At 68.6% G+C, this 13,320-nt stretch carries 14 protein-coding genes; 8 read left to right on the plus strand and 6 right to left on the minus strand.

Annotation, left to right across the window (positions count from 1 at the left end; translation table 11 throughout):
* Positions 1-32 precede the first annotated feature (32 nt).
* From AC1DJH_RS29295 to AC1DJH_RS29305, 3 genes are read left to right on the plus strand one after another with little or no spacing between them, the layout of a single operon-like run.
* The gene (locus tag AC1DJH_RS29295) at positions 33-881 is read left to right on the plus strand and encodes a 3-hydroxybutyryl-CoA dehydrogenase (RefSeq protein ID WP_435488074.1); all 849 of its coding nucleotides are present in this window, start codon (positions 33-35) and stop codon (positions 879-881) included.
* Positions 882-917: 36 nt separating this feature from the next.
* Positions 918-1,733, plus strand: coding sequence for a crotonase/enoyl-CoA hydratase family protein (locus AC1DJH_RS29300; RefSeq protein WP_435488073.1), 816 nt, complete (start codon positions 918-920; stop codon positions 1,731-1,733).
* A 20-nt stretch (positions 1,734-1,753) separates the two neighbouring features.
* A complete protein-coding gene (locus AC1DJH_RS29305; RefSeq protein WP_478188087.1) occupies positions 1,754-3,082 on the plus strand; it encodes a serine hydrolase domain-containing protein in 1,329 nt (442 codons plus the stop codon).
* Positions 3,083-3,094: 12 nt separating this feature from the next.
* Here the strand turns inward: AC1DJH_RS29305 and AC1DJH_RS29310 are convergent, their stop codons facing one another.
* Positions 3,095-3,880 carry a type III pantothenate kinase gene (locus tag AC1DJH_RS29310; protein WP_472121482.1) on the minus strand — a complete coding sequence of 262 codons (786 nt, stop codon included), beginning with the start codon at positions 3,878-3,880 and terminating at the stop codon, positions 3,095-3,097.
* A gap of 149 nt (positions 3,881-4,029) precedes the next feature.
* Here AC1DJH_RS29310 and lysM point away from each other — a divergent pair, with 149 nt between their 5' ends.
* From lysM to AC1DJH_RS29325, 3 genes are all read left to right on the plus strand, one after another.
* Complete coding sequence (gene lysM / locus AC1DJH_RS29315) at positions 4,030-4,503, plus strand: peptidoglycan-binding protein LysM (RefSeq protein ID WP_478188088.1); 474 nt, start codon at positions 4,030-4,032, stop codon at positions 4,501-4,503.
* 201 nt (positions 4,504-4,704) lie between these two features.
* Positions 4,705-5,334, plus strand: coding sequence for a nucleotidyltransferase domain-containing protein (locus tag AC1DJH_RS29320; RefSeq protein WP_478188089.1), 630 nt, complete (start codon positions 4,705-4,707; stop codon positions 5,332-5,334).
* Positions 5,282-5,731 (plus strand): DNA-binding protein, encoded by a 450-nt coding sequence (locus AC1DJH_RS29325; RefSeq protein ID WP_435488069.1) that lies wholly within the window; start codon positions 5,282-5,284, stop codon positions 5,729-5,731. The genes AC1DJH_RS29320 and AC1DJH_RS29325 overlap by 53 nt, the downstream gene beginning before the upstream one ends.
* A 117-nt stretch (positions 5,732-5,848) precedes the next feature.
* Here the strand turns inward: AC1DJH_RS29325 and AC1DJH_RS29330 are convergent, their stop codons facing one another.
* The 3 genes from AC1DJH_RS29330 to AC1DJH_RS29340 form a co-directional block, all read right to left on the minus strand.
* Positions 5,849-6,259 (minus strand): rhodanese-like domain-containing protein, encoded by a 411-nt coding sequence (locus tag AC1DJH_RS29330; RefSeq protein WP_435488068.1) that lies wholly within the window; start codon positions 6,257-6,259, stop codon positions 5,849-5,851.
* A gap of 73 nt (positions 6,260-6,332) precedes the next feature.
* Positions 6,333-6,746 carry a hypothetical protein gene (locus tag AC1DJH_RS29335; RefSeq protein ID WP_472121490.1) on the minus strand — a complete coding sequence of 138 codons (414 nt, stop codon included), beginning with the start codon at positions 6,744-6,746 and terminating at the stop codon, positions 6,333-6,335.
* Positions 6,747-6,951: 205 nt separating this feature from the next.
* Positions 6,952-8,997 (minus strand): PEP/pyruvate-binding domain-containing protein, encoded by a 2,046-nt coding sequence (locus AC1DJH_RS29340; RefSeq protein ID WP_478188090.1) that lies wholly within the window; start codon positions 8,995-8,997, stop codon positions 6,952-6,954.
* 148 nt (positions 8,998-9,145) lie between these two features.
* Between AC1DJH_RS29340 and gorA the strand changes: the two genes are divergently transcribed.
* The gene (gene gorA / locus AC1DJH_RS29345) at positions 9,146-10,507 is read left to right on the plus strand and encodes a glutathione-disulfide reductase (RefSeq protein WP_478188091.1); all 1,362 of its coding nucleotides are present in this window, start codon (positions 9,146-9,148) and stop codon (positions 10,505-10,507) included.
* Between the two features lies 1 nt (position 10,508).
* Here the strand turns inward: gorA and AC1DJH_RS29350 are convergent, their stop codons facing one another.
* The gene (locus AC1DJH_RS29350) at positions 10,509-11,417 is read right to left on the minus strand and encodes a ketopantoate reductase family protein (protein WP_478188092.1); all 909 of its coding nucleotides are present in this window, start codon (positions 11,415-11,417) and stop codon (positions 10,509-10,511) included.
* Positions 11,418-11,445: 28 nt separating this feature from the next.
* Positions 11,446-12,360, minus strand: coding sequence for a LysR substrate-binding domain-containing protein (locus tag AC1DJH_RS29355; protein ID WP_478188093.1), 915 nt, complete (start codon positions 12,358-12,360; stop codon positions 11,446-11,448).
* Between the two features lie 187 nt (positions 12,361-12,547).
* Here AC1DJH_RS29355 and AC1DJH_RS29360 point away from each other — a divergent pair, with 187 nt between their 5' ends.
* Positions 12,548-13,315, plus strand: coding sequence for an ABC transporter permease (locus AC1DJH_RS29360; RefSeq protein WP_435488063.1), 768 nt, complete (start codon positions 12,548-12,550; stop codon positions 13,313-13,315).
* The last annotated feature ends 5 nt before the right edge of the window (positions 13,316-13,320 follow it).

The raw sequence follows: 13,320 nt of genomic DNA on the forward strand, positions 1-13,320 counted from the left end.
CCCCTTTTTTTGTTTCTTCAAGGAGTTTTCTCATGGCTATCCAGACTGTCGGCATCATCGGCGCCGGAACAATGGGCAACGGCATCGCGCAGGCCTGCGCGGTGGCCGGCGTGAACGTGGTGATGGTCGACATCGCCCAGGCGGCGGTCGACAAGGGCCTGGCCACCGTGTCGGGCAGCCTCGACCGCCTGATCAAGAAAGAGAAGCTCACCGCCGAGCAGAAGACCGCCGCGCTGGCGCTGATCAAGGGCTCGACGAACTACGACGACCTGAAGGGCGCACAGCTGGTCATCGAGGCGGCCACCGAGAACCACGCGCTCAAGCTGAAGATCCTGAAGCAGGTCGACGAGCTGCTGGCGCCCGAAGTCATCATTGCCTCGAACACCTCGTCGATCTCCATCACGCAGCTGGCCGCCGCCACCTCGCGCCCCGACCGCTTCATCGGCATGCACTTCTTCAACCCGGTGCCGATGATGGCGCTGGTGGAGCTGATCCGCGGCTACCTCACGAGCGACGCCACGCACGACGCGGTGAAGGCACTGGCCGTGACGCTGGGCAAGTCGCCCATCACGGTGAAGAACGCGCCGGGCTTCGTGGTCAACCGCATCCTGGTGCCGATGATCAACGAGGCCTTCTTCGTGCTGTCCGAGGGCATTGCCACGGCGGAAGACATCGACGCGGGCATGAAGCTGGGCTGCAACCAGCCCATCGGCCCGCTGGCGCTGGCCGACATGATCGGCCTGGACGTGTGCCTGGCGGTGATGGAGGTCTACCTCGAGCAGTTCGGCGACTCCAAGTACCGCCCCTGCCCGCTGCTGAAGGAAATGGTCGCTGCAGGCCAGCTGGGCCGCAAGACCGGCCGCGGCGTCTACACCTACTGAGCCACACAACAAGAACAACCCGGAGACAAAAAAACCATGACCGCCACCCCCACCTCCCCGCCCGCCGAAGGCTGCATCGACACCCAGGTGCTCGACCACGTGCTGCTGATCGGCATCAACCGCCCGGCCAAGCGCAACGGCTGGACGCCGCCCATGTTCAAGCAGCTGGCCGAGGCCTACACCCGGCTGGACGACGACCCTGCCCTGCGCGTGGGCGTGCTGCATGCCTTCGGCGACCACTTCACGGCGGGCCTGGACCTGCCGGCGGTCGCCGAATACATGAAGCGCGGCGAAAAGGCCATTCCGCAAGGGCTGGTCGAGCCGCACGACTTCGGCCTCGAGGGCTACCGCCGCCGCACCAAGCCGATGGTGGTGGCCGTGAAGGGCATCTGCTTCACGGTGGGCATCGAGCTGATGCTGGGCGCGGACATCGTGGTGGCGGCCGACAACTGCCGCTTCTCGCAGATGGAGGTGCAGCGCGGCATCATGGCCACGGGCGGCGCCACGCTGCGCATGGCCGAGCGCGCCGGGCTGGGCAACGCCATGCTGCACCTGCTGACGGCCGACGAGTTCGACAGCGCCGAGGCCTACCGCCTGAACTTCGTGCAGAAGGTGGTACCGGCGGGGCAGGAACTCGACGCGGCGCTGGCCATTGCGCAGCGCATCGCGGCGCAGGCACCGCTGGCGGTGGTGGCCACGCGGCTCAACGTGCTCAAGGCCATCGAGCACGGCCCGCTGGCCGCGGTGAGCGAGTTCATCGAGACGCAGAAGCGCCTGTCGAACAGCGAAGACGCCGCCGAGGGCGTGCGCTCCTTCGTCGAACGCCGTCCCGCGCGCTTCAGCGGCCGTTGATCTTCTTTGCTCGAAACAACATGTCCCTTTTCATTCGAACGGCGCTCGCCGCCGCATTCGCCCTGCTTGCCGTGAACACCACTTCCGCCCAGACACCCACGCCTCCCGCGCTGCCGGACCCTGCGGCCACCTCGGTCGATGCGATGGGCTGGATGAAGGGCTTCCCGCCCCCGCCCGACAAGCTCGTCACCTTCGACAACCCGGCCGGCGGCGTGTTTCCGCGCACGCGCTGGAGCTTCTCGCACGTGCGCGAGACGGTACCCACGGCCAACGTGTGGCGCGGCAGCGGCGCGGCGAGCCCGCTGCCGTCCGCAACGCCGCGCATCCAGATCGAGGCGGTGACCTTCAAGCCCCTGGGCAGCGACCAGACGCTGAACTTCGCCCAGATGATCTCCGGCACCTACACCGACGGCATCCTCGTGATGCACCGCGGCAAGGTGGTCTACGAGAAGTACTTCGGCGCGCTCACGCCCGAGCGCCCGCACATCGCGATGTCGGTCACCAAGTCCTTCGTGGGCACGCTGGCGGCCATCCTCGCGGACGAAGGCAAGCTCGACCCCGCGGCCCTGGTCACCCGGTACATCCCCGAGCTGAAGGACACCGCGTACGGCGACGCCACCGTGCGCCAGGTGATGGACATGACGGTCGGCGTGCACTACTCCGAGAACTACGCCGACCCCAAGGCCGAGATCTGGGACTACGCCCGTGCCGGCGGCATGCTGGTGCAGGGCCCGGGCTATGCGGGGCCCAAGTCGTTCTACGAGTTCCTGGCCACGCTGAAGAAGGAAGGCGAGCACGGCGATGCCTTCGCCTACAAGACGGTCAACGCCGAGGTGCTGGCCTGGGTGCTGCGCCGCGCCAGCAACCAGTCGCTGGCCGACCTGCTGAGCGAGAAGATCTGGCGGCGCATCGGCGCCGAGCAGGACGCCTACTTCATGGTCGACCGCATCGGCACCGAATCGGGCGGCGGCGGCCTGAACACCGTGCTGCGCGACCTGGCGCGCTTCGGCGAGACCCTGCGCAACGACGGACGTGCCTCCAACGGGCAGCAGGCCATCCCGAAGGCGGTGGTGCAGGACATCCAGCGCGGCGGCGACCCGGCGAAGTTCGTCAAGGCCGGCTACCCGCTGCTGCAGGGCTGGTCGTACCGCGACATGTGGTGGGTGTCGCACAACCCGCACGGCGCGTACATGGCGCGCGGCATCCACGGCCAGAGCATCTACGTGGACCCGAAGGCCGAGATGGTGATCGTGCGCTACGCGGCGCACCCGGTGGCGGCCAACGGCGCCAACGACCCGCTCACGCTGCCCGCGTTCCAGGCGATGGGCGAGGCCCTGATGCGGCCCTGAGCCGCAGGCGCTTCAGGCGGCCGCCCGTTCCCGGGCGATCACCAGCAGCCCGTCCATGATCAGGCTTTCGACCAGCTCGAAGTGCCCGTTCATGACGGGCGCCATCTTCCAGCCCGCGCCGCCGGTCATGTAGCAGGCCGGCTCGGCGCCGCAGTGCGAGCGCACGTGCTGCACCATGCGCTCGACCGCGCCGGCAATGGCGTAGGTGCCGCCGCTGGTGAGCGCGTCGCTGGTGTTGGTGGGAAATTCGCGCACCTCGCCGGTCGGCACATGCAACCCCGCCGTGCCCGACTCCAGCGCGCGCAGCATGATGCCGTGGCCCGGCAGGATCAGCCCGCCCAGGAACTTGCCGTCGGCGTCGATGGCCTCGACCGTCACCGCGGTGCCGATCATCACCACCACCATCGGCAGCGGCGGGCCACCGGCCTGTTCGGCCAGCATGCGGTGGCGCGCGCCGATCATGGCCACGAAGCGGTCGGCGCCCAGGCGCGTGGGGTGGTCGTAGCCGTTGACGATGCCGGCTTCGCCCGCGCTCGGCATCACCCAGCGGGGCGTGCAGTCGAAACGCTCGCCGATCTGTTCTTCGGCGCGGCGGCGCACCGCGTCGCCGGCCACCACGCAGCCCAGCATGGACGCGGGCGCCGGCAGGTCGGCCCAGGGGCCTTCGGCCAGCCGTTCGATGTGGTCGAGAAATTCGGCGCCCTGCGCCTGCAACGCGGCACCGGGGCGGGCCGAGTCGTAGAGCGCCCATTTGAGGCGGGTGTTGCCGATGTCGATGGCGAGGAAGGGGGAAGACATGCGCGGGATTATTGCGACTTTGTGCCCGGCCCTGCCGGCGGGCTGGTCGCATACGCGGCATGGGCCTACGAACGGGCACCGTGTTACGCGCCTACATTCGACTTTCAAAGGCTTCCACCTTCCATCCACCACGGCACAAGGAGAACACCATGGGATTGCTCAGCTTCATCAAGGAGGCCGGTGAAAAACTGTTCGGCGGATCGTCGGCCCACGCCGCCACCCCGGACGCACCGGACGCGAACACGGCCGCAGCGGCGGCCATCAAGACCTACATCGAGACCCAGAACCTCGGCCTCACGGCGCTGGTGGTGACCTACACGGCCAGCAGCGGCGTGGTCACCCTGGCGGGCAACGCGCCGTCGCAGGAAGCCAGCGAGAAGGCCTCGCTGGCCGCGGGCAACGTGGCCAACGTGACCAGCGTCGACAACGACCTGGTGGCCCCGGCCGCGCCGCCCGCGCAGTACCACGACGTGGTGCGCGGCGACACGCTGTCGGCCATCTCGAAGAAGTACTACGGCGACGCCAACAAGTACAACGCGATCTTCGAGGCGAACAAGCCGATGCTGAGCAACCCGGACAAGATCTATCCGGGGCAGAAGCTGCGGATTCCGGCGCTGAGCTGACGCACGCTCAGTTGTCTTTGCAAGGGCCTGCCGGGAGATCGGTGGGCCTGTTTTGTTTCTGCTGTGTGTTTTTGACGCTGCTGTTCGGGGCGCGAGCGGCAAGTCATCGGAGCCTGAGCTTTTGCGCGGCCAGACCAATGCACCGCATTTGATGCGGCAGGCCTTGTCGAATGTCGCCTTATTAGCAACAATCGTCGCCTAATGAGCAACGACCCTTCCCTGATGGACCTGCTGTTCCCCGCCGCGCGGCAGCGCGTGCTGGCGGTGCTGCTGCTGCAGCCGCAGTCGGCCTTTCATCTGCGGGAGCTTGCGCGACTGACCGACAGCCATGCGGGCACGCTGGCGCGAGAAGTCGACAAGCTGGCGCGCACCGGCCTGCTGCTGCGCAGCGAACAAGGCAATCAGGTGCGTTACAACGCCAACACGCGCCACCCCCTGTTCGAGGATCTGGCGGCACTGTTTCGCAAGACGCATGGCGTGGTGCCTGCCGTGCGCGAGGCGCTGGCGCCGCTGGATGCGCAGATCCGGTTGGCGCTGGTGTTTGGCTCGGTGGCGCGCGGCACGCCCTCGCCGGGCAGCGATGTGGACCTGCTGGTGTTGGGCAGCGTGGATTTCATGACGCTGGCACAGGCGGTGTTTCCTCTGCATGCGGCGCTGGGTCGCGAGGTGAACTCGGTGCTCTACACACCCGAGGAGTTTGCGCAACGCGCGCGCAGTGGCGACGCATTCGCGCGCGACATACTGGCCAAACCAAAATTGCTTGTGAAGGGAGGAGCCGATGAGCTTGCAGAACTTGCTGGCGATCGGGCGGCTGCAGGCCCACCAGCCTGATGCCGCGGGCATCGCCAAACTGCGTCAGGCGGCGCGGCGAAATCTGGCCGACGCGCATATTGCACAACTCAGCACCGACAACCGGTTCGATGCGGCCTACAAATGCATCATGCAATGCGCGATGCTGGCTTTGTGGGCCAACGGTTACCGCACGTCCACCAGCCAACCCGGCCACCATCAGACGGCCATACAGAGCCTGGGCCTCACGATGGGCGTGGCGCAGCCGGACATCATCGTGCTCGATGCGCTGCGTCGGCAACGCAATGTGAGCGACTATGAAGGCGACCCGGTTTCCACCGCCACGCTGCAGGCCTGCATCGACCAAGCCACGAAATTGCTGGCCGGCGCCGAAAACTGGCTCCGAGCCCATCGCCCCGATCTCCTGACCCCGCCATGAGCGCGTACGCGATGGGCTGAAGGACATCCTGCCCGGCCCCGCACAGCTGTACGAGGCGCTGCGCGCATGGTCAAGCAGCGCAGACGCAAGGCCGTCGGCCTCGCAGCAGACGCGCGTTCAGTTCTGCTTCCAGGGCAGCCCGCGCTTGCGCCAGCCTCCGACCTGCCCCCGGTGCCCGTGTTCGTCGGGGTTGCCCTCGAAGCCTTCGAGGATGTTGTAGGCCTCCACACCGAGTTCGGTCGCGCGCCTGGCAGCGGCCACGGAACGCACGCCGCTGCGGCACAGCAGCACGACCTTCCTGCCATCGGCAGCCGCGGCGCGCACCCCGTCGTCGAACGCGGGGTTCATCGCCATGCCCGGCCACTGCTTCCAGGCCAACGGCACGCCGCCCGGCACGTAGCCGACCCATTCGCGTTCGGCGTCGGTGCGCACGTCGACCAGCACGGCCTCGCCGCTGGCCATCCACTGGGCGGCCTGCTCTGGCGTCACGTCGCCGGCGTAGCCCTTGTTCTCCACGGGTTCTGTCATCTCTTTGCTTTCTTGCAGTGCGGGTGTCAACCATCGGGGTTTTCACCGCTTCGTGAAAACCCTGGTTGCCACTCTACAAGGAGGGCCCGGCGGCCAGCAACCCGGCGCGCCGCATGCCTTCGCGCAGGGCCTGCGCAACGTCGGGCTTCGTCGGGTTCCGGGGGTCCAGCGAGCTTGCATCGCCGGCGGCCGACCTGGCGACGATGGTGTCGGCCTGGGCGTCCCGCAGCCGCCGCAGGTACAGGTCGAAGGCCTCGTGGAAGCCGAGCGGAAGCATCTGCACGCCGTCCTGCATGCCCTCTTCGTCCCTGCGGTAGCGCGGCCCTGGGTAGAACGCCGACTTCCATTCGACACGCACCGTGACGCCCCCGGCGCACACCACGCGGGCACCGACGAACACCGCACCGTCGGCAAACATGCGCAGCTCGCCGTGCGCCTCGAAATGCCTGGACTCCTGGAAATCTTCAGTGCCGTTCCCATGGTCCATTTTTTTCCCCCTCTTCCCCTCCTGCGACGTGGCGCAGGTCCAGTGGTGCGCGAGCACCCTCGGTGTGTGACAGGCTCATGCGCGGAGCCTAGGTCCATCGGCACCGCAGCGCCACGATAGAAATTCGATCTGGAACACGCGATTCCGGCTGCAACGGATTCAAAAACTATCGTGGCATCGCCGCGGCCACATCGACGCGGTCACATCAGCGCCGCCGCTCCACATACGGCCGCGCCTGCAGCAGCACGATGCGCTCGCCCACCGTCGCCCACTCGATGTCCTGGTCCACCGCTTGGAAGGTGCGCTTCACCGCCGCACCCACATTGGCGAGCCGCACCACCAGTTCGTCGGTCAGCACGTTGCGCCCCGCTTCCACCGGCACCTCCTTCACGCCGCCGTCCTTGTCGAGCTGCAGCGCCGTGTCTTCCGCCGAACGGCTCAACACCTGCACGGCCTTCGACCAGCTCGAATACATCACCTGTTCCGCCACACGCTGCCCCTCGACCACGCGAATGCCGATGCCGCGCTTGGCCGAAATGTAGGTGACGTGCGGATGGCCCGCGTCGAACGGGTCGCGCGTGATCATCACGCCGGCGTTGGTGGCGTCGATGGCGGTCTGCACGAACACGCCCATCAGCACCGTCTCGGCGCCGAAGCCCGCGGCGCTGCGCGCCTCCCAGGCCTCGGGGTTGAACACCGAGGCCCAGACCTTCTTCACCGCCACTTCGAGCGCGTCGCCGGTCTTGACGTTGGGCACCGTGGTGTAGAGCCCCGCGCCGCTGAAGCCGGGCAGGTCTTCGGAGTTGGACGAACTGCGAACGAACACCCCGCCACCGCCCAGCTGCGACTGCCACGCGGCGCGCCATGCGGCCGCGGTGGGCGCATCCACCGGCCACTGCACGATCTCGTCGCGCAGCTGCGCCAGCGCCTTCTGCCGCTGCTGCGGGTCGCTCGCAAAGCCCGGTTGCTGCTGCATGCGCGCGATGCGCCCGGCCAGGCCGTGGGTGCGCATGAAGCGCTCGTAGTGCGCGAAAGGAATGCAGAAGCCGTCGGGCACCGACGTGCCCGCAATGTGCGCGGCCTGCAGCGCGCCGAGGTTCGCGGCCTTCACGCCGCATTGCGCGCTGTGGCGTGCGCGCAGCGCGGCCAGCGGCAGCAGCCGGGTCTCGCGCAGGTCGGGCTGGATGGCGCGCGCGCTGCCGGGCACCGCCCCGGTGGCGGCCGCACGCGCGGCACGCGGCGGCAACGCGGCAACCTCTTCGGGCGTGAGCCGGCGCACCTGGTAGCCCGAGGCCGCCACCTTCAGCGCCACCCACTGCCCGGCGTGCTCTTTCAGCACCGTGGCCGCGTCGCGCACATAGGCGTTCGGAATGCCCCAGCCCTTGGCCAGCAGGTTGACGTGCGACAGCGCGGTCGACGCGCGCTCGGTCAGCACGCCGGCCACCGGCGGCAGGTTGATCGGCACCTGGCGCAGCACGGCGATGTCGTCGGGCAGCAGTGCATTGAGGCCCGAGGCGTCGTCCACGATGCGCACGCGGCCGGTCGCGGTGCCCAGGTTCATCGGCAGGTAGGGCTGCTCGCGGATCAGCGCCTCCTGGCTCACGAAGTCGATGCCGGTTTCTTTCGCCACGCGCTCGTGCAGCGTGGAGTTGGTCTTGAACTTCACGGGCGCGAAGAAGCTGGCCTTCACCTGCGCGTCGGCCTCGCGCAGCAGCGCCGCGGTGAGCCGGTCGCCTTCCCAGAACTCGTAGGTGAAGCTGCCGATGTTCTGCTGCCAGCTCAGCGTGCCGAACAGGAAGCGGCGCTCGGGCACGAGGTAGTTACGGTCGATCTCGCGCTTGACGGTGTTCGGCACGAGCCGCGTGTCGCGCAGGAAGCGCACATGCAGCTGGTAGCGCGGCGTGTCGATGTAGTACATGCGCGGCGGCCTGGCCTGCCGGTCGATGGCGAACAGCACGTGCGCCAGCTGCATCGGCGTGCCGGGGTCGTAGACGCGCGCCAGCTGGTCGAAGTCGCCCTGGCTGCGCAGCGCGGGCAGCGACGACGGCACCGACGGGCGCGGCACCAGCTGCGCGGCGGGGCCCTCGGGTTGCGGCTGGTTCTGCTGCTGGTAGTAAGAAGGCTTGCGCGCAAGTTGGGCCGCGGCGGGCGCGGCCGCCCACGTGGCGGCAAGCCCCAGGCACAGCGCCAGGGCGCTCCTGTTTTGGGAGCGCCACAGGGCCAATGGACGGGCGTTGTCTTTGTTTTTCATGGAAGCTTCCTCCTTGCCACCGGTGGGCAACGGCAGCGGATTCTCGCGTGCCGCAACGCCGGCGCGCCCCACGCGCCGCCGCGCAAGCCCCGCCGGCAACGCCGCCTTCGGCCCGCCGCTACAGTCGTCGGCCTAGGAGCAAGCTTTCATGCGCACATTCGACTTCGATCTCTTCGTCATCGGCGGCGGCAGCGGCGGCGTTCGCGCCGCGCGCATGGCCGCGCAGACCGGCGCGCGCGTCGGACTGGCCGAGGCCGCCGACCTGGGCGGCACCTGCGTCAACGTGGGCTGCATTCCCAAGAAGCTCTACAGCTATGCCGCCGGCTACGGCGAAGCCTTCGAGGAAGCCGCGGGCTACGGCTGGACGCTGCCCCAAGCGCCGAACTTCGACTGGGCGCACCTGAAGAAGCAGCGCGCCAAGGAGATCGGCCGGCTCAACGGCATCTACGGCTCGCTGCTGAAGAATTCGGGCGTCATGCTCATCACCGGCTGGGCCCAGCTCATCGACGCCCACACGGTGGAAATCGACGGCAAGCGCCACACCGCGAAGCACCTGCTGGTGGCCACCGGCGGCACGCCCTTCGTGCCCGACATTCCGGGCCGCGAGCACATCGTGACCTCGGATGCGATGTTCGACCTCGAGCCCTTCCCCAAGCGCCTGCTGGTGGTGGGCGGCGGCTACATCGCCTGCGAGTTCGCATCGATCTTCAACGGCCTGGGCGCCAAGGTGACGCAGCTGCACCGCAGAGCGCACCTGCTCACCGGCTTCGACGACGACGTGCGGCAGTTCGTCGCCAACGAGATGGGCAAGGCCGGCGTGGAGATCCGGCTCAACTGCGAGGCCGCATCGGTCGCGCGCAGTGCGCACGGCGGGCTCACCGTCACGCTGGCGCGCGGCCAGCAGGTGGAGGCCGACACGTTGCTCTTCGCCACGGGCCGCGTGCCCAACACCCAGGGCCTGGGCCTGGAGGCGGCGGGCGTGAAGCTGAACGACAAGGGCGCCATCGCGGTCGATGCGCACTACCGCACTTCGGTGCCGTCGATCTATGCGGTGGGCGACGTGTCCACGCGCGTGCAGCTCACGCCGGTGGCGCTGGCCGAGGCGATGGTGGTGGTCGACGAGCTGTTCGGCAAGGGAAAGCGCCGGCTCGACTACGAGTTCATTCCCACGGCGGTGTTCACGCATCCGAACATCGGCACCTGCGGCTACAGCGAGATCAATGCGCGCGCGAAGTTCGGCGAAGTGACGGTGTTTTCCAGCGAGTTCAAGTCGCTGCGCCACACGCTGTCGGGCAGCAGCGAGCGCACCTTCATGAAGCTGGTTGTCGACAAGAAGAGCGACCGCGTGGTCGGCCTGCACATGGTGGGCGCGGATGCGGGCGAAGTGGTGCAGGGCTTTGCCGTGGCGATGCGCGCGGGCGCGACCAAGGCGCTGTTCGACAGCACCATCGGCATCCACCCGACCGCGGCCGAAGAGTTCGTGACGATGCGCGAGCCGATGCCAGGCTAGGCTAGGCGCGAACTGCCTGCTGCTTGCCTTCGAGCAGCTTCACCAGCACGAACAGCACGCGGTTGGCGGGCGTGTGCACGCCCAGCGCCTCGCCGCGCCGCACGACCAGCCCGTTGAGGTGGTCGATTTCGCTGAGCTTGCCGCGCGCCAGGTCCTGCGCGGTCGACGAATACTGCGAGGGCATGGTCTGCGGAATGCCGCGCACGGCGGCGTCGGTGCCGCCGACCACCTCGATGCCTTCGGCCTTGGCCACGGCCAGGCATTCGGCCACCACGTCGCGCACCACGTCGGTCACCCCGGTGCCCTCGATCAGCACGCCGTAGGGCAGCTGGGCGATGGCCGAGAGCGCGTTGTAGGCGCAGTTGAGCGTGAGCTTGGCCCAGAGCGCGCCGCGCACGTTGCCCGAAACCTCCGTGGGCACGCCTGCCGCGATCAGGTGCCGCGCCACGTCATCGCTGCGGCGCGACGGCGCGATCACCAGCTCGCCGCGGCCGTGGTGCTTCACATGCCCCGGCCCCGCCATCTCGGTGGCCACGTAGACCACGGAGGCCGCCACCTCGTTCGACGCCAGCACCGAACGCACGCGCGCGTCGTTGTCCACGCCGTTCTGCAGCGTGAGCACCAGCGCATCGGGCGCGAGGTGCGGCGCGATCTGCGCGGCGGCCGCTTCGGTGTCGGTCGACTTCACGCAGAACAGCACCAGGTCGGCGCCCTGTACCGCGCCGGCTTCGGTGCTTGCGGCGAGCGGCACGTGTTCGTCGAAGGCCCTGGTTTCCAGGCGCAGCCCCTTCGCCTGGACGGCCGCCACATGCGAAGGCCGCCCGATCAGCACCACCTCGTGGCCCGCGCGCGCCAGCATGGCGCCGTAGTAGCAGCCGACTGCGCCGGCGCCCATCACTGCGACTTTCATCGGTTCGACCCCTTGGATGTTTCACGGATCATGCCTCGGCCTCCACGCCGCGCGAGGCCACGCCTTCGTCGAGCAGCCACGCGCGAAACGCCGCGAAGGCCGGCAGGTCGAGCCGGTCCGGCCGGTAGCACAGGTAGTGCCCCTGGTTCACGTTCACCGGCGTGCCGCACGGGCTCAGCAGCGCGCCTTCGGCCAGCTCTTCCTGCACCAGCAGCCTGGGCACGAGGCCGATGCCCAGCCCGTTGAGCGCGGCCTGGATCAGCGCCGAATACTGCGCGAAGCGCGGGCCGGCCACCGTCTGCACCTCGGGCACGCCGTGCTGCGCGGCCCACTGGCGCCAGGCGGTGGGCGCGCCCTCGTGGTGCAGCAGCGTGTGGCCCAGGATGTCGGCGGGCTGCGCGATGCGGTGGCGCCCCTCGACCAGCGAGCGCGCCACGATCAGCACGAACTCGCGCCCCGCGATGTACTCCGACACCACCCCCGGCCAGCCGTCGGGGCCGTAGCGGATGGCGGCGTCCACGCCGGCCGGAATGCCGTCGCTGGGCTCCAGGTGGCGGCTGAAGCTCAGCATGACGTGGCGGCTCTTCTGGCTGAAGGCCGGCAGGCGCGGAATGAGCCACTTGGTGAGGAAGGTGGGCACGCTCGCCAGCGTGAGCAGGCCGGCGCCGGCATCGCCCGAGCGCGCCTCGAAGGTCGCGGTCTCGATGGCGCGCAGGCCCCCCGAAATCTTCTGCCAGTACACGCGCCCCTGCGGCGTGAGCTGCACGCCGCGCCCGTTCTTCTGCAGCAGCTCGCGGCCCAGGAAGGCCTCGAGCCCCGCGATCTGCTTGCTGACCGCGCTCACGGTGATGCACAGGGCGCCGGCCGCCAGCGTGATGCTCTGGTGCCGCGCCACGGCGTCGAAGGCCAGCAGCTCCTGGATGGTGGGGCAGTCACGCTTCATGCGGCCTGGCCCCGGTGTGTGAAAGCTGCGTGAAAAACATTTTCCAATTGCTCAAGTGTCGTCATCCAACATTCACCCATGGGTGCCTATGCGCTTCCTAGAATTCGGGGCATTGCTGCGGCATGCCTTGCGCAGACAGTAGCGCATCCGGAAAGTATGCCGGCTGCTCAAGACACTGGAGACAACCTTGGTTCGCGGCATCTCGCTCATCTACGGCCTGTACCTGCTGCTGCCCATCGCGCTGCTGATGATCGGCAGCCTGGGCGGCAACTGGACCAACACGCTGCTGCCCACGGGCATCACGGGGCAGTGGTACGTCGACCTGTGGCTCGACACCTCGTTCCGCAAGGCCTTCGTCAGCAGCCTGGTGGTGGCCATGTCGGCCTGCGCCATCAACACCGTGCTGGCGCTGCCGCTGGCCTATGCGCTGTACCACGGCGCGCGGCGCGGCGGCAGCCTGGCGGCGCGCATCGTGAGCGCCACGCCGGTGGCCGTGCCGCCGATCACCATGGCCTTCGGCTACATGATCGTGTTCAACACCGACCTGGCGCCCTGGCTGGGCTCGATGCCGCTGCTGATCGCGGCGCACGCCATCCTCACGCTGCCCTACCTCACCAACACGCTGCTGGCCGACCTGCGCCACCTCGACCTGGGCCGGCTCGAACAGGCGGCCGCCACGCTCGGTGCCTCGGGCTGGCAGCAGTTCACCGGCATCGTGCTGCCCAGCGTGCGGCAGAGCCTGATCAGCGGGCTGGTGATGGTGGCGGCCATTTCGGTGGGCGAGTTCGGCGTGTCGAACCTGCTCACGAGCTTCCAGAACCGCACCTACCCCGTCGTGCTGCTGCAGGCCTTCTACGGCGCCACGGGCTTCGCCTGCGCGGCCACGGTCATTCTTCTCGTGCTGGCGAGCGCGTCGGCCCTCCTGTCTTCTTCCCTGGTGAAGCAACGCGCGTAACCCTC

The sequence above is a fragment of the Variovorax sp. 10N412 genome, assembly GCF_056394985.1.

Excerpts from the sequence above, each read along its gene's own strand:
- AC1DJH_RS29340 (WP_478188090.1), bottom strand. The coding sequence starts at position 8,997 with ATGAAAAACAAAGACAACGCCCGTCCATTGGCCCTGTGGCGCTCCCAA.
- AC1DJH_RS29295 (WP_435488074.1), top strand. The coding sequence starts at position 33 with ATGGCTATCCAGACTGTCGGCATCATCGGCGCCGGAACAATGGGCAAC.
- AC1DJH_RS29335 (WP_472121490.1), bottom strand. The coding sequence starts at position 6,746 with ATGGACCATGGGAACGGCACTGAAGATTTCCAGGAGTCCAGGCATTTC.
- AC1DJH_RS29300 (WP_435488073.1), top strand. The coding sequence starts at position 918 with ATGACCGCCACCCCCACCTCCCCGCCCGCCGAAGGCTGCATCGACACC.
- AC1DJH_RS29305 (WP_478188087.1), top strand. The coding sequence starts at position 1,754 with ATGTCCCTTTTCATTCGAACGGCGCTCGCCGCCGCATTCGCCCTGCTT.
- AC1DJH_RS29330 (WP_435488068.1), bottom strand. The coding sequence starts at position 6,259 with ATGACAGAACCCGTGGAGAACAAGGGCTACGCCGGCGACGTGACGCCA.
- AC1DJH_RS29320 (WP_478188089.1), top strand. The coding sequence starts at position 4,705 with ATGAGCAACGACCCTTCCCTGATGGACCTGCTGTTCCCCGCCGCGCGG.
- lysM (WP_478188088.1), top strand. The coding sequence starts at position 4,030 with ATGGGATTGCTCAGCTTCATCAAGGAGGCCGGTGAAAAACTGTTCGGC.
- AC1DJH_RS29325 (WP_435488069.1), top strand. The coding sequence starts at position 5,282 with ATGAGCTTGCAGAACTTGCTGGCGATCGGGCGGCTGCAGGCCCACCAG.
- gorA (WP_478188091.1), top strand. The coding sequence starts at position 9,146 with ATGCGCACATTCGACTTCGATCTCTTCGTCATCGGCGGCGGCAGCGGC.
- AC1DJH_RS29355 (WP_478188093.1), bottom strand. The coding sequence starts at position 12,360 with ATGAAGCGTGACTGCCCCACCATCCAGGAGCTGCTGGCCTTCGACGCC.
- AC1DJH_RS29350 (WP_478188092.1), bottom strand. The coding sequence starts at position 11,417 with ATGAAAGTCGCAGTGATGGGCGCCGGCGCAGTCGGCTGCTACTACGGC.
- AC1DJH_RS29310 (WP_472121482.1), bottom strand. The coding sequence starts at position 3,880 with ATGTCTTCCCCCTTCCTCGCCATCGACATCGGCAACACCCGCCTCAAA.